20 protein-coding genes are annotated in these 26,396 nt (G+C 74.7%); 9 read left to right on the plus strand and 11 right to left on the minus strand.

The annotated features are described in order from the left end of the window. Window positions 1-42: 42 nt before the first annotated feature. The 3 genes from AB0J46_RS49535 to AB0J46_RS49545 are packed head-to-tail and all read right to left on the minus strand — an operon-like array spanning window position 43 to window position 4,616. A complete protein-coding gene (locus AB0J46_RS49535) occupies window positions 43-2,175 on the minus strand; it encodes an ATP-dependent RecD-like DNA helicase (RefSeq protein ID WP_364343673.1) in 2,133 nt (710 codons plus the stop codon). 34 nt (window positions 2,176-2,209) lie between these two features. Then, a complete protein-coding gene (locus AB0J46_RS49540; protein WP_364343676.1) occupies window positions 2,210-3,466 on the minus strand; it encodes an erythromycin esterase family protein in 1,257 nt (418 codons plus the stop codon). Next, complete coding sequence (locus AB0J46_RS49545) at window positions 3,459-4,616, minus strand: acetate/propionate family kinase (RefSeq protein WP_364343679.1); 1,158 nt, start codon at window positions 4,614-4,616, stop codon at window positions 3,459-3,461. The genes AB0J46_RS49540 and AB0J46_RS49545 overlap by 8 nt, the downstream gene beginning before the upstream one ends. A 132-nt stretch (window positions 4,617-4,748) precedes the next feature. On the opposite strand from AB0J46_RS49545, the gene AB0J46_RS49550 reads away from it, so the two are divergent. From AB0J46_RS49550 to AB0J46_RS49565, 4 genes are all read left to right on the plus strand, one after another. Continuing rightward, a complete protein-coding gene (locus AB0J46_RS49550) occupies window positions 4,749-5,237 on the plus strand; it encodes a 2Fe-2S iron-sulfur cluster-binding protein (protein WP_357977060.1) in 489 nt (162 codons plus the stop codon). Next, window positions 5,234-6,205 carry a xanthine dehydrogenase family protein subunit M gene (locus AB0J46_RS49555; protein ID WP_364343682.1) on the plus strand — a complete coding sequence of 324 codons (972 nt, stop codon included), beginning with the start codon at window positions 5,234-5,236 and terminating at the stop codon, window positions 6,203-6,205. The genes AB0J46_RS49550 and AB0J46_RS49555 overlap by 4 nt, the downstream gene beginning before the upstream one ends. Further along, on the plus strand, window positions 6,202-8,223 hold the full coding sequence (locus AB0J46_RS49560; RefSeq protein WP_364343685.1) for a xanthine dehydrogenase family protein molybdopterin-binding subunit: 2,022 nt from the start codon (window positions 6,202-6,204) through the stop codon (window positions 8,221-8,223). The genes AB0J46_RS49555 and AB0J46_RS49560 overlap by 4 nt, the downstream gene beginning before the upstream one ends. Window positions 8,224-8,288: 65 nt before the next feature. After that, the gene (locus tag AB0J46_RS49565; RefSeq protein ID WP_364343688.1) at window positions 8,289-8,786 is read left to right on the plus strand and encodes a DUF6328 family protein; all 498 of its coding nucleotides are present in this window, start codon (window positions 8,289-8,291) and stop codon (window positions 8,784-8,786) included. Here AB0J46_RS49565 and AB0J46_RS49570 read toward each other — a convergent pair. The 7 genes from AB0J46_RS49570 to AB0J46_RS49600 all read right to left on the minus strand — a co-directional run bounded on the left by AB0J46_RS49570 (window position 8,738) and on the right by AB0J46_RS49600 (window position 16,419). Continuing rightward, entirely contained in the window at window positions 8,738-9,052 is a 315-nt protein-coding gene (locus tag AB0J46_RS49570) for a monovalent cation/H(+) antiporter subunit G (RefSeq protein ID WP_364343691.1), read from the minus strand. The two genes, AB0J46_RS49565 and AB0J46_RS49570, sit on opposite strands and share 49 nt — an antisense overlap. Window positions 9,053-9,057: 5 nt before the next feature. Then, window positions 9,058-9,318 carry a monovalent cation/H+ antiporter complex subunit F gene (locus AB0J46_RS49575; protein ID WP_352351365.1) on the minus strand — a complete coding sequence of 87 codons (261 nt, stop codon included), beginning with the start codon at window positions 9,316-9,318 and terminating at the stop codon, window positions 9,058-9,060. Beyond that, on the minus strand, window positions 9,315-9,857 hold the full coding sequence (locus tag AB0J46_RS49580; protein WP_364343694.1) for a Na+/H+ antiporter subunit E: 543 nt from the start codon (window positions 9,855-9,857) through the stop codon (window positions 9,315-9,317). The genes AB0J46_RS49575 and AB0J46_RS49580 overlap by 4 nt, the downstream gene beginning before the upstream one ends. Continuing rightward, window positions 9,854-11,422 carry a Na+/H+ antiporter subunit D gene (locus AB0J46_RS49585; protein WP_364343697.1) on the minus strand — a complete coding sequence of 523 codons (1,569 nt, stop codon included), beginning with the start codon at window positions 11,420-11,422 and terminating at the stop codon, window positions 9,854-9,856. The genes AB0J46_RS49580 and AB0J46_RS49585 overlap by 4 nt, the downstream gene beginning before the upstream one ends. Window positions 11,423-11,443: 21 nt before the next feature. Continuing rightward, window positions 11,444-12,274: a Na(+)/H(+) antiporter subunit C gene (locus AB0J46_RS49590; RefSeq protein ID WP_364343700.1), complete on the minus strand. Its 831-nt coding sequence runs from the start codon at window positions 12,272-12,274 to the stop codon at window positions 11,444-11,446. Continuing rightward, the gene (locus tag AB0J46_RS49595; RefSeq protein WP_364343703.1) at window positions 12,271-15,036 is read right to left on the minus strand and encodes a Na+/H+ antiporter subunit A; all 2,766 of its coding nucleotides are present in this window, start codon (window positions 15,034-15,036) and stop codon (window positions 12,271-12,273) included. Before AB0J46_RS49595 ends, AB0J46_RS49590 begins: the two co-directional genes overlap by 4 nt. A gap of 147 nt (window positions 15,037-15,183) precedes the next feature. Beyond that, window positions 15,184-16,419 (minus strand): alpha/beta hydrolase, encoded by a 1,236-nt coding sequence (locus AB0J46_RS49600; RefSeq protein ID WP_364343706.1) that lies wholly within the window; start codon window positions 16,417-16,419, stop codon window positions 15,184-15,186. Between the two features lie 295 nt (window positions 16,420-16,714). On the opposite strand from AB0J46_RS49600, the gene AB0J46_RS49605 reads away from it, so the two are divergent. Further along, window positions 16,715-17,083: a hypothetical protein gene (locus AB0J46_RS49605; RefSeq protein WP_364343709.1), complete on the plus strand. Its 369-nt coding sequence runs from the start codon at window positions 16,715-16,717 to the stop codon at window positions 17,081-17,083. A 106-nt stretch (window positions 17,084-17,189) separates the two neighbouring features. Here AB0J46_RS49605 and AB0J46_RS49610 read toward each other — a convergent pair whose 3' ends face one another. Beyond that, window positions 17,190-17,609: an SRPBCC family protein gene (locus AB0J46_RS49610; RefSeq protein WP_364343712.1), complete on the minus strand. Its 420-nt coding sequence runs from the start codon at window positions 17,607-17,609 to the stop codon at window positions 17,190-17,192. A 179-nt stretch (window positions 17,610-17,788) separates the two neighbouring features. On the opposite strand from AB0J46_RS49610, the gene AB0J46_RS49615 reads away from it, so the two are divergent. From AB0J46_RS49615 to AB0J46_RS49630, 4 genes are all read left to right on the plus strand, one after another. After that, window positions 17,789-19,426, plus strand: a complete 1,638-nt coding sequence (locus AB0J46_RS49615; RefSeq protein ID WP_364343715.1) for a TIGR02677 family protein — start codon at window positions 17,789-17,791, stop codon at window positions 19,424-19,426. Further along, window positions 19,423-20,637, plus strand: coding sequence for a TIGR02678 family protein (locus AB0J46_RS49620; RefSeq protein WP_364343718.1), 1,215 nt, complete (start codon window positions 19,423-19,425; stop codon window positions 20,635-20,637). Before AB0J46_RS49615 ends, AB0J46_RS49620 begins: the two co-directional genes overlap by 4 nt. Beyond that, the gene (locus AB0J46_RS49625) at window positions 20,634-24,773 is read left to right on the plus strand and encodes a TIGR02680 family protein (RefSeq protein ID WP_364343721.1); all 4,140 of its coding nucleotides are present in this window, start codon (window positions 20,634-20,636) and stop codon (window positions 24,771-24,773) included. The genes AB0J46_RS49620 and AB0J46_RS49625 overlap by 4 nt, the downstream gene beginning before the upstream one ends. A gap of 61 nt (window positions 24,774-24,834) precedes the next feature. Further along, complete coding sequence (locus AB0J46_RS49630; RefSeq protein ID WP_364343724.1) at window positions 24,835-26,391, plus strand: beta-N-acetylhexosaminidase; 1,557 nt, start codon at window positions 24,835-24,837, stop codon at window positions 26,389-26,391. Window positions 26,392-26,396: the final 5 nt, after the last annotated feature.

The following is a 26,396-nucleotide window of genomic DNA, read 5'->3' on the forward strand; positions in this document are numbered from 1 at the left end:
CCCCGGCCCCGGCCCCGGCCGGGGCCGGGGCCGGGGCCGGGGTCAGGCCGAGAGGCTCTGGGTCAGGCGGCGGGGCAGGCCGGTGTTGCGGGGGCGGCCCACCCGGTGGACGGCCAGCTCCAGCGCCTCGCGCTGCCCCACCAGCACGACCCACGCCTTGGCCCGGGTCACCAGCGTGTACAGCAGCTTGCGCCGCAACATGATCCCGCCCGCCTCGGCCACGATCGGCGCCACCACGAACGGGTACTCGCTGCCCTGCGAGCGGTGCACGCTGATCGCGTAGGCGTGGGTGAGGTCGTCGAGCTCGCCGAACCCGTACTGGACGGTCTCGCCGTCGTCGGTGCGGACCTCGACCACGCGGTCCTGCGGCAGCACGGCGGTGACCGTGGCGGTCTCCCCGTTGAAGACGCCCTTGTCGTAGTTGTTGCGGATGGGCATGACCCGGTCGCCCACCCGGAACACCGACGCCCCCGACCAGTGCTCGGGCTTGTCGTCGGCCGCCGGGTTGAGCCGGTCCTGCAGCAGCCGGCCCAGCGTGACCGCGCCCGTCTCGCCCTTGCGCATCGGGCACAACACCTGCACCTGCTCGGGCGGCACGCCCTGTTTGCGGGGGATAGCCTCCATGGCCAGATGGGCCACCCGCTCGGCCACCCGCGCCGGATCGTCGAGCTCCTCGAACCAGAACCCGCCGCGCCCCGGCGTCGCCGGCATGCGGCCGGCCCGGATGAGGTGGGCGGCCTCGACGATGCCGCTGCCGCTCGCCTGGCGGAAGACGTGGGTGAGCCGCACCCGCGGGATCGCCTCAACCCGCAGCAGGTCGGCCAGCACGTCGCCGGCGCCGATGCTGGGAAGCTGGTCGCTGTCGCCGATGAGCAGCAGGTGGCTGCCCGGCTGGACGGCCGCCGTGAGCCGGGTGGCGAGGTGGAGGTCGAGCATCGACGCCTCGTCGACCACGATCAGGTCGGCCTGCGCGGGCGCCTCCTCGAACAGCGTGGACGGGTCGGGGTCGGGCTGGTGGGCGAGCATGCGGTGGATGGTCATGGCGGGCATGCCGGTCAGCTCCGACAGGCGTTTGGCCGCCTTGCCGGTGGGGGCCGTGAGCGTGACCGTGCCGCCGGACGCCCTGACCGTGGCGGCCACCGCCCTGACCGTGTGACTCTTGCCGCAGCCGGGCCCGCCGGTGATGATCGAGACGGTGCAGGTCAGCGCCATGTTGACGGCCGCGCGCTGGTCGTCGTGGAGGGTCTCGTCCTCGCGGTAGGAGCGCAGCGGCAGCGTGGAGCGGGCCCGCAGGAGCCGGGTGAGCTGCTCGGTGAGCTGCCGCTCGCGGGCGTGCACGTGTTTGGCGTAGGCCACCGCCCGCCCCGGCTGCTCGTCGTCGGCCTCGACCACCACCCGCCGCTCGGCCACCAGCGCGTCGATCATCGGCCCGACCGCCTCGGGGTCGAGCTCGATCAGCTCGGCCGCCCGCGCCACCAGATGGGGCACCGGCACGAAGCAGTGGCCGTCGCGCACCGCCGCCGACTCCAGCCGGTCGAGCAGCGCCGCCTTGATCCGCTGCGGGCTGCGCTCGGGCACCCCCCGCTGCAGCGCGATGCGGTCGGCGACGCGGAAGGCGATGCCCCTGACCCGGCCGATCAGCCGGTAGGGGTCGGTGGCCAGGACCTCCTCGGCCTCGCCGCCGAACACCTGGTGGATCTTGGCCGCGAGCAGCGGGCTGACGCCCAGCCCCTGCAACGTCACCATCAGCGCGGCGATGGCCTTCTGCTCCTGCCACGCCTGGACGATCTGCGCCTGCCGCAGCGGCCCGATGTTGACGACCTCGGTCAGCCGCCCCGGCTCGGCGTCGATGACCTTGAGCGTCTCCTCGCCGAAGTGGTCGACGATCGCGTACGCCAGCCGCGGCCCGATGCCGCGGATCAGCCCCGACCCCAGATAGACGCGGATCGCCCGGACCGTGGCGGGCACCACCCGCTCGCACCCGGCCACCGCGAACCGCCTGCCGTGGCGCGCGTGGTGGCTCCAGTCGCCGGTCAGCCGGAGCGTCTCGCCCGGCTGCGCGCCCGACAGCGCCCGGCCGGTGGCCACGAAGTCGGGCACGCCCTCGGCGCTCATGCGCGCGACGGTGTATTCGTCGTCCCTGACGTAGACGAGCTGCTCGACCGAGGCCTCCACAGCAGCGATCAAACCATCTGCCACCGACAGTCCGTCACATGGCGCTGGGATAGGTCTCCGGCTCGACGTCGTCCCACGGCTCGGCGTGCAGCGGGTGCAGGGCCTCGGTGACGTCCAGCCAGATGAAGGCGTCGTAGCGGTCGCCGAGCGCGGTGGGCACGTAGTTGCCCCACTTCTCGCGTTCCGGCCGGTAGACGACGCCGATCGCGCGGTGGTCCAGCGGCTGGTCGAACCAGCGCGGACGGGGCCGCCGGGGCGTCACGAACAGGGCCCGCTCGCCGCCGAGCGCGTCGTGCAGCAGCGCCTCCAGCGATCCGGGCCGGGCCGGCGGGACGGGCATGACGTGCGCCCGCGTGCCCCAGCTCGCCCCGGCCACGACCGTCCCCCGGTAGCCGCCGAAGCCGACCAGGACGACGTCCTCGCCGTGCCGCTCGCGGGCCAGCTGGCCGAGGTTGGTCATGCCGGCGGCGGCCATGTCGGTGGCGCGGGCGTCGCCGACGTGCGTGTTGTGCGCCCACACCACGCCCTTGGTCCCGTAGAAGGCGGTCAGCCGGTCCAGGGTGTCGGCCATGTGCACGTCCCTGACGTTCCACGAGCCGGGGCCGCCGCCGACCATGGTCCGGTAGTAGTTCTCGGCCCCGGCCACGACCTCGGCGTTCTGCCGGGCCTCGAAGCCGTCCTCGTCGGCGGGCACGGCCGCCACGACCGCCCTGAGCAGCTCCACGACCTCGGTCTCGCAGGAGTCGGGGACCAGGCGGGTCTCCAGGCCGTACCGCTGCGGGTCGTGGCCGTAGGACTCGAAGCAGTACAGGGCCTCCATCACTGTGCCGAGCTGGTCGGGCAGGTGGTCGGCGGCGTAGCGGCGCACGGCGCGCAGGGACTCCCAGAGGCTGTAGACGTCGAGGCCGTGGAAGCCGACGCGCTCGCCCGGCGGCAGGGCCGCGTTCCAGCGGCGCAGCCAGCGGCAGAACTCGGCGACCTCCTCGTTGGCCCACATGAACGCGGGCCAGCGCTGGTAGGCGTACAGGGCGTCGAAGGGGTCCTCGCCGTCGCGGGTGACCGCGTGGTGGACGCGCTCGCAGTCGGGCCAGTCGCCCTCGACGGCGACGAACCCGAAGCCCTTCTCGGCGATCAGGCGGCGGGTGAGCGCGGCCCGCCAGGTGTAGAAGTCGTGGGTGCCGTGACTGGCCTCGCCGATCAGCACGAGACCGGCCTCGCCGACGCGGTCGAGCAGCGGGTCGAGATCCTGCTCGCCCGACAGCCGCAGCGCCGAGCGGGTGACGTCATCCATAGCCGTCCTCCTCTGCCGGCCGGAAGACGCCCAGGCATTCGCGGGCGAGCTGGAGCTCCTCGCGCACCTGGACGACCAGGACGGGCACGGCGGCGCCCGGCCCGCTGACCAGGCCGTCGTCGTGCCGGTTGCCGGACTCGGGCGGCTCGACGCCGAGCAGCCCGAGACGGCGGCAGACCGCCTCGCGCACCTCGGGCTGGTCCCAGCCGATCTCGCCGGTGAACACCAGGGCGTCGATCCTGGACAGCGACGTGGCGGCGGCGGCGATCTCCCGGCTCACCCGGTGGCAGAACACCTCCAGGGCCAGGGCGGCCTCGGCGTCGCCGGCGCGTTCGGCCTCGACCAGCTCGCGGGTGTCGCCCGAGCGGCCGCCGGACAGCCCGAGCAGCCCGGACCGGCGTTGCAGGCCCTCGCCCAGCTCGTCGGCCGACAGGTGGCCCTGCGACAGCAGCCACATCAGCATCCCGGGATCGACGCTGCCCGAGCGCTTGCTCATCGGGACGCCGTCCAGCGGGGTGAACCCCATCGAGGTGTCCAGGCTGCGCCCGCCCGACACCGCGCACACCGACGAGCCGCCGCCCAGGTGGGTCAGCACCAGCTCCAGGTCGGCGAGCGGCCGGCCGAGCAGCTCGGCCACCCGTTCGGCGGTCCAGGCGTAGGACAGGCCGTGGAAGCCGTAGCGGCGCAGGCCGTACCGGTCGCGCCACTCGCGCGGCAGGGCGTAGACCGCGGCGGCGTCGGGCAGGCCGGCGTGGAAGGCCGTGTCGGGGCAGAGCACGTGCGGCACGGCGGGAAGCTGCTCGCGGGCCGCCTCCAGCAGCGCCAGCGCGGGCGGCAGGTGCAGCGGCGCCAGGCTCACGACGCCGCGCAGCGCCTCGACGGTCTCGTCGTCGGCGACCGTGGGCGCGCGGACGACGTCGCCGCCGTGCACCAGCCGGTGCGCCACCGCGCGGATGTCGCGGTCGAAGTGGCCGCCCAGGAACGCCGCCAGCTCCTCGCGCGCCGAGCCGGGGTCCGCGGCCCGCTCGGCGTGCGCGCTGTCCAGCACGCAGCCGCCCTGCACGAGGTCGAGGCGCAGGCTCGACGAGCCCGCGTTGACGGTGAGCACCGCCTCGGACTCCGCCACCTGCTCGTCGAACGCTCGCCCCATGCACCCCTCCGCGGCCCGATCCTCTCCCCGGCTACCCGCCGCCCGCGCCCCGACACCTGGACCCCGTCACCTTTACCCCGAGATGTCCGAGCCCGTGGTTGCCTCCGGCGGTGGCCGGGTAGGCGAGCGCCTATGGACATCACCCTGCAGGTGAACGGCGTGCCGCACACCGTGGCCGTCGACCCCAGGATCTCCTTGCTCGACCTGCTGCGCGAACGGCTCGGCCTGACCGGCTCCAAGAAGGGCTGCGACCACGGCCAGTGCGGCGCGTGCACGGTGCTCATCGACGGCCGCCGGGCCAACTCCTGCCTGGCGCTGGCCGTGGCGGTGGACGGCAGCGAGATCGTCACCGTCGAGGGGCTGGCCTCGGGCGAGCAACTGCATCCGCTGCAGGCCGCGTTCATCGAGCACGACGCCTTCCAGTGCGGCTACTGCACGCCCGGCCAGCTCTGCTCGGCGGTCGGCATGCTGGGCGAGCCCGGTCCGAGCGCCGTCACCGCCGACCTCCTCCTCGACCCGGCCCTGACGCCCGAGGAGATCAGGGAACGCATGAGCGGCAACCTGTGCCGGTGCGGCGCCTATCCCGGCATCGTGGCCGCGATCGGCGAGGTGGCCCGGTGAAGCCGTTCGACTACGTCCGCGCCCAGAGCCCGTCCGACGCGGTCGGCCGGTACGGCCCCGGCACGATGTACCTGGGCGGCGGCACCAACCTGGTCGACCTCATGCGCCTCGGCGTGGCCGCCCCCGACCACCTCGTGGACGTCAGCCGCCTGCCGCTGGACGCCGTCGAGCCCGTACGCGACCGGCTGCGGATCGGCGCGGCCGTGCGCAACAGCGACCTGGCGGCCGACCCGCTCGTCCGCGCCCGCTACCCGATGCTCGCCAGGGCCGTGCTGACCGGCGCCTCCGGCCAGGTCAGGAACATGGCCACGGTGGCCGGCAACCTGCTGCAACGCACCCGCTGCCCCTACTTCCAGGACGTCACCAGGCCGTGCAACAAGCGCGAGCCCGGCACCGGCTGCCCCGCGATCGAGGGCGACCACGGCAACCTGGCCGTGCTCGGCGCCTCGGACGCCTGCGTGGCCACCCACCCCTCGGACATGGCCGTGGCGCTGGCCGCGCTCGATGCCGAGGTGCACGTCACCGGCCCGGCCGGCGACCGGATCATCCCCATGCCCGGCCTGCACCGCCTGCCCGGCGACGCGCCGGAGCGCGACACCGTGCTCGAACCCGGCATGCTGATCACCGCCGTCGAGCTGCCCGCGCCGCCGCCGGGCGCCTCCCTCTACCGCAAGGTGCGCGAGCGGGCCTCGTTCGCGTTCGCCCTGGTGTCCATCGCCGCCGTGCTCGACGTGCGCTGGGACGGCGTGGTGACCGGCTGCCGCATCGCGCTCGGCGGCGTGGCCCACGCGCCCTGGCGGGCCGAACGCGCCGAACGGGAGATCATCGGCGGCCCCGCCACGGGGGAGGCGTACCTGCGGGCCGCCGAGGCCGAGCTCGACCAGGCCCGCCCGCTGCCGCGCAACGCGTACAAGCTGCCGCTGGCGCGCAACCTGATCGTCCGCACGCTGGAGGAGCTGACGCCGTGAACCGCATCGAGGGGCGCGTCAAGGTCACGGGGCTGGCCACGTACGCCGCCGAGTACCCGGTCGAGGGCGTCGCCTACTGCTACCCGGTGCAGTCCACGGTCGCCAGGGGCCGGGTGACCGGGGTGGACGCCGGGCAGGCGCTGGCCATGCCGGGCGTGCTGGCCGTGCTGTCCGTCGAGGACCCGCCCGGCCTGGCCGAGGACGCCGACCCCGAGCTGGCGCTGTTCCGCTCCCGGGACGTCGTCTACCGGGGTCAGCTCGTGGCCGCCGTCGTCGCCGGCACCTACGACCAGGCCCGCGCCGCCGCCGACGCCGTCCGCGTCGCCTATGAGCCGCAGGCCCACGACGTGCGGCTGCGCGCCGACCACCCGGACCTCTACCGGCCCGAGAAGGTCAACCCGAACCTGCCGCCCGACACCGGCAAGGGCGACGTGGAGGCCGGGCTGGCCGCCGCCGCGTCCGCCGTGGACGTGACGTACACGACGCCGCCCCTGCACAACAACGCGATGGAGCCGCACGCCGCGGTGGCCGTGTGGGCCGACGACGGCCGGCTGCTGGTCTACGACTCGACCCAGGGCGCCAGCGGCGACCGGGACAGCATCGCCAAGACCCTCGGCCTGCCCGCCGAGCGGGTGCGCGTGGTGTCCAGGCACGTCGGCGGCGGGTTCGGCTCCAAGGGCACCACCAGGCCGAACGCCGTGCTCGCCGCCCTGGCCGCCCGGGCCGCCGGCCGTCCGGTCAAGGTCGTCTTCACCCGGCAGCAGATGTTCGACCTCACCGGCTACCGCACGCCCACCGTCCAGCGGCTGCGGCTCGGCGCGGACGCCGACGGCCGGCTCACCGCGGTCGAGCACACGGCGTACGTGCAGACCAGCAGGATCGTCGAGTTCGCCGAGCAGGCCGCCACCCCCGGCCGCGTCATGTACGCCACGCCCGCGCTGCGCACCGCGCACCGGCTCGTCCGCCTCGACGTCGCCACCCCGTCCTGGATGCGCGCCCCCGGCGAGTGCCCCGGCATGTACGCTCTGGAGTCGGCGATGGACGAGCTGGCCGAGGCGGCCGGGATCGACCCCGTCGAGCTGCGCATCCGCAACGAGCCCACGACCGAGCCGGACGGCGGGCTGCCCTTCAGCTCCCGCAGCCTGGTGACCTGCCTGCGCGAGGGCGCCCGCCGCTTCGGCTGGGACCGCCGCGATCCGGCGCCCGGCGTGCGGCGCGAGGGGGAGTGGCTGGTCGGCACCGGCGTGGCCGCCTCCACCTACCCGGCCAGGCGCGGCCCGTCGCAGGCCACCGCGACCGTGCGCGACGGCGACTTCGTCATCCGGGTGGCCGCCGCCGACATCGGCACCGGCGCCCGGACCGTGCTCACCAGGATCGCGGCCGACTGCCTCGGCGTCGCCCCCGACCGGGTGCACGTCGAGCTCGGCGACAGCGACCTGCCTGCCGCCCCCGTCGCGGGCGGCTCGATGGGCACGGCGTCGTGGGGCTCGGCCGTCGTACGGGCCTGCGAGGCGCTGCGGGCCGACGGCGGCGAGGGGTCCGCCGACACCACCGAGGAGGTCAAGGCCGACGAGGAGCTGGCCAGGCACGCCTTCGGCGCCCAGTTCGCCGAGGTCAGGGTCAGCTCCGTGACGGGCGAGATCCGCCTGTCGCGCCTGCTCGGCGTGTTCGCCGCCGGCCGCATCCTGGACGCCAGGCTGGCCAGGTCGCAGTTCGTCGGCGGCATGACCATGGGCATGGGCATGGCGCTGATGGAGGAGACGCTGACCGACGACGAGTTCGGCGGCTTCCTGCACCGCGACCTGGCCCAGTACCACGTGCCAGCCTGCGCCGACGTGCCGGCGATCGAGGCCGTCTGGATCGACGAGCAGGACGGCCTGCTCAACCCGATGGGCTCCAAGGGCATCGGCGAGATCGGCATCGTGGGCACCGCCGCCGCGATCGGCAACGCCGTTCACCACGCCACCGGCCGGCGGGTGCGCGATCTGCCCATCACCCCCGCCAAGATCCTCACCTGATCTCGCCATCCATGTTTCGACCGGCCTCCGCCAAGGAAGAGGGGAACATCCGACAAGGAGGCCGAGTGAAGAACGAGTCGCACGAGGAACGCGCCGACCGCAACTTCGTCGAACTGCTGCAGGGCGCCCGCGTCGCGGTGACCGGCGTGCAGGTGCTGTTCGCGTTCCTGCTGACCGTCCCCTTCTCGCCCGGCTTCGTCAAGCTCGACCAGACCGACCGCTGGCTCTACTTCGCCGCGCTGGTCAGCGCCGCCGTCGCGTCGATCTGCTACATCGCGCCGACCGCCCAGCACCGCGTGCTGTTCCGGCAGGGCCACAAGGAGAGGCTGGTACGCCGGTCCAACACCTACGGCCTGTTAGGAGCGCTCGCCCTGGTGGTGTCGATGACCACGGCCACCATGCTGGTGATCGACTACCTGTTCCACTCCACGCTGGCCTGGATCACCGCCGGCATCCTGGCCGGGCTGGCCGCCTGGACCTGGTTCGGCCAGCCCGCCCTCGACCGCAGGGGCGATCAGTCCTCCTCCGAGGGCGGCATCTCGGTCTCGTCCCGCGACGACTGACGCGAGTAGGCCGCGCGCCCCACCATGTACGCCGCCACCGACACCGTGATCACCTGCGAGGCCCCCACGATCAGCAGCGGCCCGGCGTTCCACCAGGTGGGCCGGTGCAGCCACATCGCGGCCAGCACCAGCAGCACGCCGAGCACCTGCGGCTTGGTGCCGGCGTGCATCCGGTCCAGCGTCGTGCGGAAGCGCACCAGCCCGGCGCCCGCCGACAACGCCAGCACGGCCCCGAGCACCAGGCAGACCGCGGCCGCGATCTCCATCACGCTCACCCCGACCGCCCGGGGAAGAACCGGGCCAGCGACACCGAGCCCACGAACCCCAGCAACGACAGCACCTGGAGCACCGGCAGGTCGGAGTAGTCGTCCCTGACCACCGCGAACAGCCCGACCGCGCACATCGCCAGCGACGTCAGCACGTCGAGGGCGACGGCGCGGTCCAGCATCGACGGCCCGCGCCCCACCCGCCACAACGCGGCCGCCGCCCCGCCGCCCAGCAGCGCGATCGTCACCAGGTACACCGCGCTCACCGCAGCTCCTCCAGGTCCGCGCGGGTGCCGAACGCGGCCACGATGCGCGACTCCAGCCCGGCCAGGTCCCTGCGGACCGCGTCCGGGACGCCCTCTCCGGCCAGCCCGAGCACGTGCAGCATCAGCTCTCTCCTGTCCATGTACGCCTCCACCACCAGGCTCCCCGGCATCGTGGACAACGCCACCATGATCATCACGGTCATCGACTCCGACGACGTGCGCAGCCGCACCAGGACCAGCTGCGTGGGCGGATCGCCGGGCCGCACCACCCACGCCACCACCCGCACGGTCGAGAGCAGCATGTCCCACCCGAACCACAGCAGGAACCGCGCCAGCGGCAGCGGCCGCACCCTGATCCCCGGGTCCAGGACGGGCAGCGGCAGCAGCCACGTCACCACCAGCGCGGTCGCCAGGCCGCCCAGCACGTTCCCCGCCGACAGCTCGCCCCACAACGTCACCCACACCAGCGTCAGCCAGGCCACCAGGGGCAGCGGCACCCGCCGGCCGAACAGCCGCGGCGCGAGCAGGCCCGCGCTCACCGCCGCGTCCCCAGCACCGCGGTGATGTACGTCTGCCGCTCGCTCAGCTCCGTGGCCACCCGCTGCGTCAGCGCCGCCAGCGGCCCGGCCAGCACCGTGAACGACAGCCCCAGCGCCACCAGCGCCGCCGTCGCGCCCAGCAGCACGGGCGGCAGCGCCGTCGTCGTCACCACCGGCTCCTCACCCGTCGCCTCCTCGCTCTCCATCACCTGGCCCAGCCGCTCCTCGCGCGGCGCGCGCCAGAACGCCTTGCCCCACGTCTTGGCGATCGCGTACAGCGTCAGCAGGCTCGTCAGCAGCCCGCCCGCCACCAGCACGAGCGCCGCCGGGCCGCCCTTGTCCAGGCCCGCCTGCACCAGCAGCAGCTTGCCCAGGAACCCCGACATCGGCGGGATGCCCGACAGGTTCATCGCGGGCACGAAGAACAGCACGCCCAGCACCGGCGCGCTCCTCATCAGCCCGCCCAGCCGGTTGACCGACGTGGTGCCGGTGCGCCGCTCGATCAGCCCCGTCACCAGGAACAGGCTCGTCTGCACGGTGATGTGGTGGACGATGTAGAACACCGCGCCCGCCAGGCCCGCCACCGTCGACAGCGCCACCCCGAACACCATGTAGCCGATGTGGCTGACCAGCGTGAAGGACAACATGCGCTTGATGTCGGTCTGCGCCACCGCGCCCAGCACGCCGGCCAGCATCGTGGCCAGCGCCACCGCCATCAGCAGCGTGGAGACCGGCCCGCCGGGGAACAGCAGCGCCTCCAGCCGGATGATCGCGTACACGCCGACCTTCGTGAGCAGCCCGGCGAACACGGCCGTGGCCGGCGCGGGCGCGGTCGGGTAGGAGTCCGGCAGCCACGCCGACACCGGGAAGATCGCCGCCTTGATCGCGAACGCCAGCAGCAGCGTCAGCTCGACCAGCAGCTTGACCTGCTCGGGCAGCGTGCCGAAGCGCTCGGCGAGCTGCGCCATCGACAACGTGCCCGTCGCGCCGTAGGTCACCGCCAGCGCGATCAGGAACAACATCGACGACGCCAGCGCCATCAGCGTGTACGTGGCCCCCGCCCGCATCCTGGACTCGGTCCCGCCGAAGGTCAGCAGCACGTACGAGCCGCTCAGCAGCATCTCGAACGCGACGAACAGGTTGAACAGGTCACCGGACAGGAACGCGTCCGCCACGCCCGCCACCATGACCAGGAACGCCGGATGGAAGATCGCCATCGGCGCGTCGTGCTCGGCCTCGTCGTAGGCGTTGGCGATCGAGTACACCATCACGCAGAGCGTCACCGCCGACGACACCACCAGCACCAGCGTCGAGAGCCGGTCGGCCACCAGGCAGATCCCGACCGGCGAGGCCCAGCCGCCCAGCTCGGTCACCAGTGGGCCGTGCGTGTCGGCGTGCGCGAGCAGCAGCACCGACACCGCCAGCGAGATGCCCAGCGTGGTGAGGCTGATGGCCGACTGCAGGTGCCGCAGCCGGCCGCCGATCGCCAGCTTGATCCCGGCCGCCAGCAGCGGCAGCAGCACCGGCACGCACACCAGCCCGCGCAGCTCGACCAGGTCACCCACGGGCCCCGCCCCTGCCTGCCACTAGTCGTCGCCCTCCAGTTCGGGGTCGTTGGCGAGGGCCTGGCGGGCCCGCTCCTCGCGGATGGCCGAGCGCATCTGCCTGCGGGCGTCGCGCTGCCTGGCCTTGATCCGCTGGCGCAGCTCCTTCTCGCCGGCCGCCTGCTCGGCCCGCCGCCGGGTGTGCTCGCGGCGCAGCTCGTCGATGCGCTCGGCGTTGTCACCGGCCGTGGCCTCCTCGTCCGGCACGTCCCGCTGCCCGGCCTCCTCGAAGCCGCTTTGCAGCTCCTCCTCCGACAGCCCCTCGGCCATCCGGGTGCGCATCCACTCCTCCAGCTCGGTGTGCACGCGGGCGATCCGCCGTTCCAGGTCGGCCTCCTGCAGCCGCTCCCGCTCGGCCTGCTCGGCCTCCAGCCGGGCCAGCTCCGCCCGCTGCTCCACGACCAGCCGCCGGTAGGCGTCCTGCCGGGTGCGCAGGGCGTGGCTCAGCTCGCCGCGCCTGGCGCGCAGCCGCACGCGCCGGTCCTCGGTGTCGTCCTGGACCTCGTCGCTGCCGGTGAGCTGCCACGACCGGTGCACCATGGCCAGCACGAACGCCGTCACGCCCAGGGTGATCACGATGGCGGTGAGCACCATCGCCTGCGGCAGCGGATCGGCCATGTCCGCCACCGGCGTGCTGCCCAGGATGGGCGGCCCGCCGGCGTTCCCGCCCGCGGTGACGATCAGCAGGTTCACGCCGTTGCCCAGCACGACCACCCCGGCCAGCACCCGCACCAGGCTCCGCTCCAGCAGCAGCGTCACACCGGTCGTGATCATCACGCAGCAGCACAGGAACGGCGCCAGGGAGATCGTCACGCGCTCTCCTCGATCTGCCGGTCCAGCTCGGCGCCGAGGCCGCGCAGCACGTCCTGGACCATGCCGGTGACCGAGACGTACACGCCGAGGTCGAACAGCAGGCCCGTGGACACGTGCAGGCTGCCGACCAGCGGCAGGTGCACGTCGGCCGCCAGCATGTCCAGCGCCGCCCGTCCGAACAGCAGCCCGGCCAGCGCCGTGCCGGTCGACAGGGTCAGCCCGGCGCCCATCAGCACGCCCGCGTGCACCGGGACCGCCGCGGCCAGCTCGTACCGGCCGCCGGCCAGGTAACGCACGGTGATCGCCAGCCCGGCCACGATGCCGCCGGCGAACCCGCCGCCGACCCCGCTGTGCCCGACGAACAGCAGGAACACCGAGAGCACCAGCACCGTGTGGAAGGTCAGCCGGGCCGCCACCTCGAAGGCCACGGCCCGCTGGCCGCGCGGCAGCGTCGAGGACAACCAGTGCGTGCGCTCGGCGGGCACCCGGCCGCGGTCGTCCCGCTCGATCTGGTACGTCCTGCGCCGCAGGAACACCAGGCTCGTCACACCCAGCGTCAGCACGACCAGCACCGTGCTCTCGCCCATCGTGTCCCAGGCCCGGATGTCCAGGATGATCGCGCTGACGATGTTGCGCGCCCCCGCCTCGCGCGCCGCGGCGGGCATCAGCGACCCGACGGCCCAGGTGCTCCGCGCGCCGGTGGCCAGCATGCCCGCCCCGGTCACCACCACCCCCACGGCCAGCCCGAGCCCGAACCGGAACAGCCGCGGCAGCCGCGCCCTGACCGGGGTCACCGGCAGCCGCCGCAGCACCAGGGCGAACACCACCAGGGCCAGCGTCTCGGCCAGGAACTGGGTCAGCGCCAGGTCGGGCGAGCCGTGCGCGAGGAACAGCAGCGCGGTGCCGTACCCGATGACGCCGACGACCACGGCCAGCAGGATGTAGGCGCGGGCGAACAGCGCCAGCGCCGCCGACGCGGTGATCAGGACCGCCAGCACCGGCTGCTCCACGCGCTCCCAGGCGACGACCGGCACGTCCAGGTGCGGCACGCCGCCGTAGGCGACGGCGAACACGCCGACGCCGGTCGTGGCGGCCAGCGTGAGCAGCAGGTAGTCGGGCAGCGAACCGCGCTGGACGAAGCCCGTGGCCTGCACGGCGAACCGGTCCAGCCGGCGGACGAGCGCCCAGAAGAGCTGCGTCGAGTCCAGCACGTGCAGCGCCGCGCCCGCCCTGGCCACCGGCTCCCTGGCCAGGAACAGCAGCACCCCGGCCGCCAGCGCCACGGCCGACAGCAGCAGCGCGGGGGACGGCCCGGCCCAGATCGCCAGGTGCGTGGCGTGGCCGGGGTCGCGGAAGGTGCCGGTGTAGCCCGACATCGCGCCCCCGTACCAGGAGGCGAAGGGCGCCAGCGCCAGGCCGAGCACCGCCAGCAGCGCGGCGGGCGCGAACATGGCCGCCGCCGTCCGGTGCGCCGGCGTGTCCGGCACGCCCGGCTTGGCGGCGAAGGCCCCCCACAGGAACCGCAGCGTGTACGCCGCCGTCAGCGCCGACCCCGCCACCACCCCCGCCAGCACGAGCGGCCGGTCCAGCAGCGCCTCCAGCGCCGCCTCCTTGCCGGCGAACCCCGCGAACGGCGGCAGCCCCGCCATCGACGCCCCCGCCAGCACCGCGGCAGCGCACACCCACGGCATCGACCGGCCGACCCCGCTCAGCTCGCGCAGCTCACGGGTGCCGGTCGCATGGTCGACGACGCCCACGACCAGGAACAGCGCGGCCTTGAACAGCGCGTGCGCGGCCAGCATGCCCACCCCGGCCAGCGCCGCGCCCCGGGTGCCCGAGCCGAACAGCGTGATCAGGAAACCGAGCTGGCTGACCGTGCCGTAGGCCAGCAGCCGTTTCAGGTCCGTCTCGCGCAGCGCCCGCCAGCCGCCCAGCAGCATCGTCAGCAAGCCGAGCGGCACCGCGACCGCCCGCCACAGCGGCACGTCCCCGAACGCCGGCCCGAGCCTGGCCACCAGGTACACCCCGGCCTTGACCATGGCCGCCGCGTGCAGGTACGCCGACACCGGCGTCGGCGCCGCCATCGCGGCCGGCAGCCACGTGCTGAACGGGAAGATCGCCGACTTCGACAGCGCCCCGGCCAGCACCAGCACCAGCCCGGCGGCCAGCGGGCCCGCCTGCGGCGGCCGGGCGAGGACCCCCGACAGCGCGTACGTGCCCGCCGCCTGCCCGACCACCACGAACCCGGCCAGCATCGCCAGCCCGCCCAGCGTGGTCACCGTCAGCGCCTTCATCGCGGCCCGCCGGCCCGCCCGGCTCTCCGGGTCGTAGCCGATCAGCAGGTAGGAGAAGACGGTGGTCAGCTCCCAGAAGACGTACAGCAGGAGCAGGTTGTCGGCCGTGACCAGCCCCAGCATCGACCCGGCGAAGGCGGCCATCGCGCCGCCGTAGCGGCCCAGCCCGTCGTCGCCGGCCGGGAAGTAGCGCACGCTGTAGACCAGGACCAGCACGCCCACGCCGGTGACCAGCGCCATCATCAGCAGGGTCAGCGTGTCGGCCCGGAAGGACAGCTCCAGCCCGAGCGCGGGCGCCCAGCGGGTGTCCTCCCGCGCCGGCAGCCCCCGCACCCCCAGCCACACCGTGTACGCGAAGCCGGCGCCGGGCGCCACGGCCAGCAGCAGGAAGGAGGCCCGTCCCATGCGCCGGGCCAGCCAGGGAGCGCAGACCGCCGCGAGCGCGTGCAGGACCAGCAGCGACTCCATGGGCTCCTCGGGCGGGAATTTCCGGCTACGTCCGCCCAATCTCTCCCGCCCGGTCGTGCCCCGCCGCGCAGGCGCGGCCAGGGTTGACCCGAACGTCACCAGTCCCTCACCCGCCCATGAGCGGGTGAGGGACCGGGGCCCACGGCCTCAGACCTGCGCGCAGGCTCCCGGGCGCGGCGCGCGGGCCGTGATCACGTACCGGTCGATCTGCCGGTCCAGGCAGGACGAGCTCCCCTTGTACGCCGTGTGCCCGTCGCCGTCGTGGGTCAGCAGCACGCCGTGCTCCAACTGCCCGGCCAGCCGCCTGGCCAGCTCGTACGGCGTGGCCGGGTCACGCGTCGTGCCCACCACCACGATCGGCGGCGACCCGTGGGCGCGCACCTTCCTGGTGAACCCCTTGCCCTTGACCGGCCAGTACGCGCAGCGCTGCTCGGGATGGTCCAGGCAGTTGACGGCCGTCAGCGCCTCGCTGCTGTTGTCGTAGCTGCCGTCGGGACGGCGTCCGTGGTTGACGTCGGCCAGGGCGAGCATGGCCGTGCCGTCGCCCTTGAAGGCGAGGGTGAGCGCCTGGCGCAGGTAGGGCCAGCTGTCCTTGGCGTACATGGCCTGGTTGACGCCCGCGCGCAGGATGGCCTCGTTGACCTGCCTGCTGTCGCCGTCGTTGCGCAGCGGCGCCCGGTCGGCCCGCTTGTAGAGCGCCTCCAGCCGCCTGGTCGCGGCGGCGACGGTGTGCCTGGGGAACGGGCAGTCCCCGGCCCTGAAGCAGTCGCGCAGGAACGACTCGCGGGCCAGCCGGAACCCCCGCTCCTGCGCCGCGCCGAACTCGGCGAGCGTCTGGCCGGGGTCCTCGGCGCCGTCGAGCACCATGGCGCGGATCCGGGTGGGGAACAGGTCGGCGTAGCGGGCGCCCAGGTAGGTGCCGTAGGAGAAGCCGAAGTAGGTCAGGCGGGCCTCGCCCAGGGCGGCCCGCATCACGTCCAGGTCGCGGGCGACCTCGCCGGTGCCGACGTGCGCGAGCAGCTGCTTGCCGGAGTTGGTCGCGCAGCCCTGAGCGAAGATCTTCATCCACGCCTTGGCCCGCTTGACCTCGGCCGCGTTGTCGGGGGTGGGGTCGGCGGCGAAGTAGGCGTCCAGGCCGAGGGGGGACAGGCAGCGCACGGGGGCGGAGGCGCCCACGCCGCGCGGGTCGAAGCTGACCACGTCGAAGTGCTGCCGGACGGCGGCCGACATGACGGTCTTGTCGGCCTTCAGGATGGTCGTGCCGGCGCCGCCCGGACCGCCGAAGTTCAGCACGATCGAGCCGATCCGCCGGCCGGTCGCGGGCAGCCGGACCATGGCGATCCCGATCCGCCGGCCGCCGGGCTTCGCATAGTCGAGGGGCACCGTCAATTTCGCGCACTGGAACCCGCTGCCGCACCCCGACCAGGCCAGACGCTGACCGTAATAAGCGTTGAGCCCGCCGTTCGCAGCCGCGTTTGCAGTGCCGGACAGACCGGCCGCGGCGATCAGACCTGCGAGTACGGGGGAAAGAATCGTGATTAAACGTCGCATAATCAAAAGTTGACGGGAATACCTTGCGAGCCCCTTTAAGCGTGGTGGCACAGATCATTTGCAAGAAGCGCGCCGGGCTGGGTATCGAGCAGGTCATCCGCACGACTACCAGGGGGAACAGGCCGCCATGTCGAAGCAGAACCGTCCCGTCGAGGGCGAGCACAAATACGAGCAGCACGTCACCTCGACCGACGAGCACGAGGAGCGGCCCGGCCGCAGCCTCGTCACCACCGACCACGACGTGATCCAGGAATGGGCGCATGCGCGCGGCGCCAAGCCCGCGACCGTGCCCGGCACCGAGCACCAGGGCCGGGCGGGCGTGCTCCGCTTCGACTTCCCCGGCTACGGCGGCAACGACCTGGCGGAGATCAGCTGGGAGGAGTGGTTCGAGACCTTCGACCAGCGGAAGCTGAACTTCATCTACCAGGAGCACAAGAAGGACGGCAAGCAGAGCAACTTCTTCCGGCTGGAGAACCCGGAGCGCGAGGACGCCTGAACCCCGGAGGGGCGGGCCCACCCCGCCCGCCCGCCGGGCCTCTGCCGTTCTCGGAAGGCGCCACCGGCATGCGCCGGAGTCCCTCGCTCCCCGAGAATCCCGCCGTTCAGCCGCCCTCGGAGACCCGGCGGGTGACCTCGTCGGCCAGCCGGTCGAGGGAGCGGTCGAGCAGCTTGCGCACCTCGCCGACCCTGGCGCTGGAGGCGGGCTCGTCGAGCAGCGACAGGTGCACGGTCACCTCGCTCGTGCCCGCCGCCGAGTCGGACACCTGCAGCCAGCCCGCGTAGTCGGGGTGGTCGCGGCCGCCCCACTCCACCCGGAGCTGGTCCTCCTGGGCGCGGAACAGCCCCTCGTGCCGCCCGCTGCCGGGCACCAGCTCGCCGCCCGCCTCGACGGTGCCCGCCCCGCCGTCGCCGACCCACAGCCCCTGCGGCAGCCACCGGTCCATCAGCTCGACGTCGGACGCCACCCCGAACACGATCATGCTGTCGGCCGGCATCCCGCGCGTCGCCTCGATCTCCGCCATCACAGGCCCCCGTCTTCCCCGAATGCCGCCGTACCGGGCGCGGACCGCGCAGCCTGCCACCGGCAGCCGAACGCGGCGACCATACCCGTGGCATCTGCTCGCAAACCGGCCCCCGCGGTGCCCGTCTCTGCCACTACGGTGGCTCCGGTGAAACCGCGGCGAGAGGGGAGAACGGCGCGATGGCGGAGCTGCCACGAGTGCCGCCGGAGATGTTCCGGTTCGCCACCAGTGAGCGGGCGGATCTGCACACGGCCCTCCTCGACGTCCTCGGCGCCGCCGCCGAGCGCCTGGAGCCCGCGCTGACCGCCGGCGAGGTCCGCGACCGGCTGCGCGACCGCGGCTGGTACGCCCCCGTCGGCGACCACGACCTCACCGGCGCGCTGCGGCAGCTCGCCGGCTGGCGGCTGGTCGAGGTCGTCTTCGACCACGCCGCCGGCTTCGCGACCGCCGAGGAGTACGAACGCAGGAACCTGCGCTACGCCCTGACCGCCCAGGGGGAGGCCGCCCACGCCGGGCTGCGGCAGGCGTCGGCGACACTGGCCACGGCGACACCGGCCTCGCGGGGGGCGCTCCACACCGCCGTGCTCGACGCCGTCGCCGACCGGCTGGAGGAGCTGGAGGCGCTGCTGGCCGACCCCGACCCCGGCCGCGACCGAAGGGTGTTCACCTGCCTGCGGGAGCTGGAGTGCCACCTCGACGGGCTGCGCCGCGACACCGTGCGGCTCAACGGCGAGCTGCGGCGGCTGCTGCGCGCCGACGGCGCCGGGGTTGGCACGTTCCACGAGGCCGAGGCGGCCACGGTGGCCTACCTCCAGGAGTTCGTGACCGGGTTGGACCAGCGCGGCGAGACGGCGGCGCGGGCGCTGCGCGGCGTGGCCGCCCGGGGCGTCGGCGTCCTGCACACCCGGGCCCTGGCCGGCGCCGACCTGCCCCGGATGCCCGGAACCGACCTGGCCACGCCGTGGCTGGCCGCCCGCGCCGCCGCCTGGGCCGAACTGCGCCAGTGGTTCGACCCCGACCTCGTCCCGGTCCCCGAGAGGGGCGGCGCCGAGAACGGCGGCACCGGAAGCGGCGGCACTGGGAGCGGCGGTGCCGGGAGCGGGGGCGGGCCCCGGTTGCGGCGCCTGCAGGAGGTCGCGGGCGAGGCCATCGTCACCCTGCTCGGGCTGCTCGACCGGGTCACCGCCGCCCGCCGCCCCGCCTCCGGCGCCGCCGCCGACTTCCGGGCGCTGGCCCGCTGGTTCGCCACCGCGCCGGCCGAGGACGACGCCCACCGCCTCTGGGACGCCGCCTTCGGCCTCGGCCCCGCCCGGCACGCCCACCTCGGGCACGCCGACGCCGAGCTCGTCCCGGCCGGGACGCCCTGGGCGGAGGCCGGGCCGGTGGCGGTCTCGGCGCTGCTGCGCACGCGGGGCCGGACCGAGCGCATGGGCCGTACCGGACGGGTGCGCGACGTAGCCGCCCTGCAAGCCGAGCGCCGCGCCCGCGCCGAGAAGGAGCACGCCGGGCTGGAGGCCGCCTGGCAGGCGCTGGCCACCACCGGCTCGGTCCGGCTGTCCCAGCTCGGCGCGCTCGACCACGACACCCTCGGCCGGCTGCTCGACCTGCTGGGCCGGGCCCTGGCCGCCCGTCCCGACGCCACCGGCCTGCGCCGGGCCGTCACCTCCGACGGCCGGGTCGAGGTCGTGCTGCGGGCCCCCGGCGACGGCGCGGTCGCGGTGCTGCGCACGTCCGAGGGCTGGTTCCGCGGCCCCGACTACCTGCTCGACGTGCGCTCCCGGGGCGCCCGCGACCACGGGAGGGCCGAAGGGGCATGAGCAGCCTGGCCAACCAGCTCGTCAGGGCGGAGAAGGAGGAGATCGCCCGCGCGATCAGGACCCTCCTCGCCCGGCCGTTCCTGACGGCGGACGACGAGCCCGCCGCCTTCGCGGTGATCAGGAAACGGCGGGAGCCGCTGACCCGGTGGTTCGACTACTTCTGCGGCTGGCGGCTGGTCGTGGAGCCCCGCGAGGGCTACGCCCGCCTGGTCAAGGTCGGGTCGCGGCCGACGGCCACCCGCCCGGCCCGCCGCCGCGCCGGCGGCCCGCCGTTCGACCGTCGCCGCTACACGCTGCTGTGCCTGTGCGCGGCCGAACTGCTCGCCGCGCCGGTCACCACGATCGGCATGCTGGCCGGACGGGTGGCGCGGGCGGCGGCGGTCGAGCCCGGCGTGCCGCCGTTCGACCCGGTCAGCGCCGACGAGCGGGCCGCCTTCGTCGACGCGCTCGAACTGCTCGAACGGCACGGCGCGATCACCCCCACCGACGGCACGACCGACGCCTACCTCGGTGACGAGGAGGCCAAGGTGCTCTACCGCGTGGACACCACCCGCGTGATCAGGCTGCTGGCCGCCCCCGTCCCGCCCTCCCGCCTGCCCGGCGCGGCCGGCGACCCCGCGGCTCCCACCGTGGCTCCCGCCGTGGCGCTCACCGTGGAGGCCCGTTACGGCGGCGACGAGCCCACGGAGACCCAGCGCGCCCTGTGGGCCCGCCACTCCGTCATCCGCCGCCTGCTCGACGAGCCCGTCGTCTACCGCGACGAGCTGACCCCCGCCCAGGCCGCCTACGCCGCCTCGCTCACCGGCCGCCGGATGATCCGCAGGGCCGCCGAGGAGGCCGGGTTCGTGCTGGAGGAACGCGCCGAGGGGCTGCTGCTCGTCGACACCGAGGCCGTCGCCACCGACACGAGGTTCCCCGACGACGGCGGCCCCGCCAAGGTCGCCGCCCTGCTGCTGCTCGACCTGCTGGTCACCGCCGGTCCGCTGCCCGCCGGACGCCTCGACGAGGAGGCCGCCGAGCTGCTGCGGCGCTTCCCCCAGTGGGCCAGGGCCTACCAGTCGGACGGCGGCGCGCCCCGCCTCGCGGCCGACGCGCTGGAGGTGCTCGCCATGTTCGGGCTGGCCCGCCGTACCGGCGACCGGGTGGCCGCCCTGCCCGCCGGAGCCCGCTACCGGGTCGATCGCGGCCCGGCCGACACGGAGGACGCATGACCGTCACCGAGCTCACGCCCGCCCGCACCGCCCCGGGCATGGACCGGCGCTGGATGCCCGTACGCGCCGGGATCCTCAACGTGTGGCGCTACCACGACGAGGTGTTCGAGTTCCACCGGGGCAGGCTGCTGCTGCGCGGGCCCAACGGCAGCGGCAAGTCCAAGGTGCTGGAACTGCTGCTGCCGTACGTGCTGGACGCCAGTCTCAAACCCAGCAGGCTGTCCACGTTCGGCGGCACCGAGCGGACCATGCACTGGAACCTCATGGGCGAGGGCGCGAGCGGCGTCACCCGCGTCGGCTACGTCTGGCTGGAGTTCCAGCACGCCGACGGCCGCTGGTTCACCTGCGGCGCCCGCCTCCAGGCCACCGCCCACACCAAGAACGTCACCGCCGCCTACTTCACCACCGGATCCCGCGTCGGCCTGCCCGGCGGCGTCCGGCTCACCGGCGACGGCGGCCAGCCGCTGACCAGGGCCCAGCTCGCCGACGAACTGGGCGAGGCCGGAACGGTCCACGAGTCCGCCGACGCCTACCGCGCCCTCGTGCGCCGCACCCTCTACACCGGGCTCAACGAGCAGCGCTACGACTGCCTGCTCACCGCGCTGCGCCAGCTGCGCACCCCCAAACTGTCCGAACGCCTCGACCCCGGCCTGCTGTCCGACCTGCTGTCCAGCGCCCTGCCGCCGCTCGGCGAGGGCGAGATCCACGAGATCGCCGACGGGTTCGAGCGGCTCGACCGGCAGCGCGAGGAGCTGCGCCTGCTCGACCGCGACGTGCAGGAGGCCGACCGGCTGGCCGACGTCCAGCGCGGCTACGCCCAGAAGGTGCTGCGCGCGGCCGCCGCCGCGGCCCTGGACGCCGGGCAGGTCGTCGACGCCCTCGCCGCCGAGGTCAAGGCCGGACGGGAGGCGCTCAAACAGGCCGGCGACGAGCTGGCCGCCGCGGCCGTCCGGCTGTCGGAGGAGGAGGCGCAGGAGCTGGCCCTGGCCGCGCAGATCGACGGGCTGAAGGAGAGCGAGGCGTACCGGTCCGGGCGTGACCTGCACCGGCTGCGCACGCAGGCGCGCGAGGCGCACGAGTCGGCGGCCCGGCTGCGCGACCAGGCCGGGGCGGCGGCCCGCGGCGCGTCGGCCAGGCAGGAGCTGTCGCTGCGCGCGGCGGCCGTCGCCCGCGCCGCCACCGGCCTGGCCGACCGCGCCCGCGCCGAGGCCCGCCGGTCCGCCGAGCGCGCGGGGCTGCTCTCGGTCCACCTGGAGTGCGAACGCCCGGTCGCCGAGCCCTGCTCCCCCTCGCCGGGCGCGCAGCCCGTCGCCCCCGGCGAGGGGGAGCGGGGCGACGACGGCGAGGAGCCCGTGCGCCGCGCCCGCGGCGAGGGGGAGCGCGGTGACGACGGCGAGGAGTCCGTGCGCCGCGCCCGCGAGCTGCTGCGCGCCGCCGTCACCAGCCGCGCCGGCCAGATCCGCGAGGTCGCGGCGGCGGCCGTCGAGCACGAGGAGGCGATCGGCCGCCGCACCACCGCCGAGCACGACCGCGACCGCGTCCGCGACGACCTGGCGGCCGCGACCGCCGCCCACGACCAGGCCGCCGCGACCCGCGACGAGCGCGCCCGCGACCTGGCCGCCGCCCTGGAGGAGTGGGCCTGCGGCTGCGCCCACCTCCGGCTCGACCCCGAGGAGCTGGCCGGCCTCGCCGACCGGTCCGACCAGGCCGACGAGCTGGTCGGCGCGGCGCGCACGGCGGCCGCGGTCCGGCTGGCCGCCCGCGAGCACCACCTGACCGGCCTGCGTGACCGGCTGCACGCCGAACGCGCCGAACTGGCCCGCGAACGCGAACGCCTGGCCGACCGGACCGCCCTGGAACCGCCCCCCTCGCCCGTCCGCCCCGCCTCCCGCTCCGGACGGCCCGGCATGCCGCTGTGGCGGGCGCTCGCCTTCCGCTCCGGCGTCGACCCGGTCACCCAGGCGGGCGTCGAGGCGGCGCTCGAAGCCTCGGGCCTGCTCGACCTGTGGCTGCTGCCCGACGGCGGCATGGACCCCGGCGAGCACGACGCCTTCGCCGCCTCCGCCCTGGCCCGGCCCGCGCCCGGCCACAGCCTGGCCGCCGTGCTGTCCGCCCAGCCGGGCGCGCCCGTCTCGGCCGAGCGGGTGCTCGCGGGCGTCGCCTTCGCCCCCACGGCGCTCGGCCTCGACCACCCGGCGGCCGTCGGCGCCGACGGCACCTGGCGGCTCGGCCCGGCCGCCGGGCGCTGGGTCAAGCCGGAGCCCTCCTACATCGGCGACGCCGCCCGCGAGCGCGCCCTGCGCCGCCGCGTCGCCGAGCTGGACGACCGGCTCTCCGACCTGGCCGGCACGATCGCCGAGTGCGACCACCTGTTCAGGGTGCTGGCCGGCGACCGCGACACGCTCGCGGCCGAGCTGCGGCGACGGCCCGACCGGAGGCCGTACGACGGCGCCGCGCGGGCGCTGGACGCGGCCGTGGGCAAGGTCGCCCTGCTGGAGGACCAGCTCCGCGCGCACGAGCAGCGCCTGCACGAGCGCGAGAAGGAGGTGGGCAGGTCACTGCGCCGGCTCACCGAGCTGGCCGCCCGGCACGCCCTGCCCGCCGCCCGGCCCGCGCTCGACCGGCTGGAGGCCGCCCTGCGCGCCGCCGAGACCACCGGCGCCGTCTGGCACGACCGGCGCGGCGACGCCCGCGCGGCCAGGGAACGCGCCGGCCAGGCGGCCGAGACCGCCCGCGAGTACCAGGACCTGGCCGTACGGGCGATGGAACGGGCCGAGGAGGCGGCCGACGCGGCCGTCGTGCTGGCCGAGAAGCTGGCCGCCGTCGAGCCCGCGGCCGGCGGCGAGGACCTCGACCTGCTCGGCCGGCTCCAGGACGCCCAGATCGCCCACCAGGGCTGCCGCCGCCTGATCCGGACGATCCACGACGACACGGCCGAGCTCAACGCCCGCCTCGGACGGCTCAGGGGCGAGCTGGGTCAGGCCGAGGAGAAGCACGCCGAGGCCGGGCGCGTCCGCGAGGCGGCCTGCGAACGCCTGCGCCGCCTGCTGGCCGGCCACCTGGCCGCCGACGCCGGCCTGCCGGCCGGGCCCGCCCCCGACGCCGGGGTGCGGGCGGTGCTGGAGGCGGCCGGGGACGTGGCCGGGCGGCTCGCCGCGGTGCCGCACGAGCAGCGGACCGTCAGGGAGGCCGAGGCCCGCCTGCGGGACGCCTTCCACCACGCCAGGGAGGTCCTGGCCGGTCGCGCCGAGCTGGAACTGGCCCCCGACGAGGACGTCCAGGTGCTGACCGCCACCGCCGGCGGGGTGCGGGCGGGCGCGGCGGCGCTGGGCAGGGCGCTGCGCGGCGAGCGCGACGAGCGGCGCGGCGACATCACCGAGGCCGAGCGCGACCTGTTCGACCGCACGCTCGCCGGTGACACGCGGCGGCACCTGGCCGACCGCATCCGCCAGGCCGCCGCGCTGGTGGAGGGCATGAACCAGCGGCTCGAACGCGTCCGGACGGCGTCGGGGGTCGCGGTGCGCCTGGTGTGGCAGGTCGATCCCACCCAGTCGCCGGCCACCCGGGCGGCCCGCGAGCTGCTGCTGCGCGACCCGGCCGGGCTGAGCGAGGCCGACCGCGAGGCCCTGTACGCCTTCTTCAGGGACCGTGTCGAGGAGGCGCGCGCCGACAACTCCTCGGCCGGCTGGGAGGACCAGCTCATGAAGGTGCTCGACTACACGTCCTGGCACCGGTTCGTGGTCCGCCTCGACCGCGGCGACGGCCAGGGCTGGCAGGACCTGACCAGGAAGCTGCACGGAGCCCTGTCCGGCGGCGAGAAGGCCATCGCCCTGCACCTGCCGCTGTTCGCCGCCGTGGCCGCCCACTACCGCACCGACCCCGGCTGCCCCCGGTTCATCCTGCTGGACGAGGTGTTCGTGGGCGTCGACCGGGCCAACCGCGGCCAGGTCTTCGACCTGCTGGTGAACCTGGGGCTCGACCTCGTGCTCACCTCCGACCACGAGTGGTGCGAATACCGCGAGCTGGACGGCATCGCCATCCACCAGCTCATCACCGGCGACGGCGACGACGCGGTGACCACGGCCCGCTTCGTGTGGAACGGCTACCGGACCGTCGCCACCGAGACTCTTGATTAGAAAGGTTCTTTACCACCAGCGATCGCGTCCGTATGGTGGGGGCAACCCTCGGGAGGCGGTCATGAAGATCCGCACCGCTGCGGTCGTGCTGACGACCCTGCTCGCCCTGTCGGTCCCTGCCTCGGTGACCGTCTCGCCCAGTGCCACGGCGGCGGCCGCCGTCGCCTTCGGCGCGATCGTGCCCGCTCCGGTGAGCGCGGTCCCGGTGGCGGGGGTGACGTACCGGATCACCGCCGCGACGGCCCTGTACTCCGACGCGCCCGAGGTGGGCGAGCAGCTCGCCGGACGGTTGCGCCGCTCGACCGGCTACCCGGTCCCGATCGTGACCGCCCCGCCGGCGGACGGGATCGCGCTGCGGCTGGGCACGGTGGCCGGCGGGGAGGAGGCGTACCAGCTCGACGTGACCGCCACCGGGATCGTCGTGCTGGCCAACGCGCCCGCCGGGCTGTTCAACGGCGTGCAGACGCTGCGGCAACTGCTGCCGTACGCCGCCGAGGCCGGCACGGTGCAGCCGGGCCCCTGGCCGGTGCCCGGCGGGCGGGTCGTGGACCGGCCGCGCTACCCCTGGCGGGGCGCGATGCTCGACGTGGCCAGGCACTTCTTCCCGGTGGACGCGGTCGAGCGGTACCTCGACCAGATCGCGCTCTACAAGATCAACCGCCTGCACCTGCACCTGTCCGACGACCAGGGCTGGCGCATCGCGATCGACTCCTGGCCCCGGCTGGCCTCCTACGGCGGCGGCACGGCGGTCGGCGGCGATCCCGGCGGCTTCTACACCAAGGCCCAGTACCAGGAGATCGTCGCCTACGCCGCCGCGCGCAACATCACCGTCATCCCGGAGATCGACATGCCGGGGCACACCAACGCCGCCCTCGCCTCCTACGGCGAGCTCACCTGCGACGGCGTCGCCCCGCCGCGCTACACCGGCACGGACGTCGGGTTCAGCTCGCTGTGCACGTCCAAGGAGCTCACCTACACCTTCGTGGACCAGGTGATCGGCGAGCTGGCCGCGCTCACCCCCGGCCCGTACCTGCACATCGGCGGGGACGAGGCGTCCTCGACGACGCCGGCCGACTACCGGGCGTTCGTCGACCGGGCGCAGGGCATCGTGGCCGCCCACGGCAAGACCGTGGTCGGCTGGCACGACGTCGTCAACGCCACCCCGCTGCCCTCCACGATCGTCCAGTACTGGGGCAGCGACCCCACCGAGACGGCGGTCTCGACGGCGGGCCGGAAGGTCGTCATGTCCCCGGCGAGCCGTGCGTACCTGGACATGAAGTACAACCGGCGCACCCCGCTCGGCCAGACCTGGGCGGGCACGATCGAGGTCAAGGACGCCTACGGCTGGGATCCCGGCGCCTACCTCAGAAGGCTCTCGCCCGAGCAGGTGCTCGGCGTCGAGGCGCCGCTGTGGACCGAGACGCTCAGGACGTCGGCCGACCTCGAGTACATGGCCTTCCCCCGCCTGCCCGCGCTCGCCGAACTGGGCTGGTCCCCTTCCGCCACGCACGACTGGACCGCGTTCCGGCAGCGGCTGGGCGCGCAGGGCCCGCGCTGGCGCGTCATGGGGATCGCCTACTACCCCTCCACCCAGATCGCCTGGCCCTCCGGTTCGTAGGAGCC

Origin of the sequence: Nonomuraea sp. NPDC049758 (assembly GCF_040674635.1) — a bacterium.
GTDB lineage: Bacteria > Actinomycetota > Actinomycetes > Streptosporangiales > Streptosporangiaceae > Nonomuraea.

Bases quoted from the DNA above. Each gene is read 5' to 3' on its own strand.
- AB0J46_RS49540 (WP_364343676.1), bottom strand. From the start codon at position 3,466: ATGGATGACGTCACCCGCTCGGCGCTGCGGCTGTCGGGCGAGCAGGAT.
- AB0J46_RS49545 (WP_364343679.1), bottom strand. From the start codon at position 4,616: ATGGGGCGAGCGTTCGACGAGCAGGTGGCGGAGTCCGAGGCGGTGCTC.
- AB0J46_RS49550 (WP_357977060.1), top strand. From the start codon at position 4,749: ATGGACATCACCCTGCAGGTGAACGGCGTGCCGCACACCGTGGCCGTC.
- AB0J46_RS49570 (WP_364343691.1), bottom strand. From the start codon at position 9,052: ATGGAGATCGCGGCCGCGGTCTGCCTGGTGCTCGGGGCCGTGCTGGCG.
- AB0J46_RS49595 (WP_364343703.1), bottom strand. From the start codon at position 15,036: ATGGAGTCGCTGCTGGTCCTGCACGCGCTCGCGGCGGTCTGCGCTCCC.
- AB0J46_RS49605 (WP_364343709.1), top strand. From the start codon at position 16,715: ATGTCGAAGCAGAACCGTCCCGTCGAGGGCGAGCACAAATACGAGCAG.
- AB0J46_RS49610 (WP_364343712.1), bottom strand. From the start codon at position 17,609: ATGGCGGAGATCGAGGCGACGCGCGGGATGCCGGCCGACAGCATGATC.
- AB0J46_RS49615 (WP_364343715.1), top strand. From the start codon at position 17,789: ATGGCGGAGCTGCCACGAGTGCCGCCGGAGATGTTCCGGTTCGCCACC.
- AB0J46_RS49620 (WP_364343718.1), top strand. From the start codon at position 19,423: ATGAGCAGCCTGGCCAACCAGCTCGTCAGGGCGGAGAAGGAGGAGATC.
- AB0J46_RS49625 (WP_364343721.1), top strand. From the start codon at position 20,634: ATGACCGTCACCGAGCTCACGCCCGCCCGCACCGCCCCGGGCATGGAC.
- AB0J46_RS49630 (WP_364343724.1), top strand. From the start codon at position 24,835: ATGAAGATCCGCACCGCTGCGGTCGTGCTGACGACCCTGCTCGCCCTG.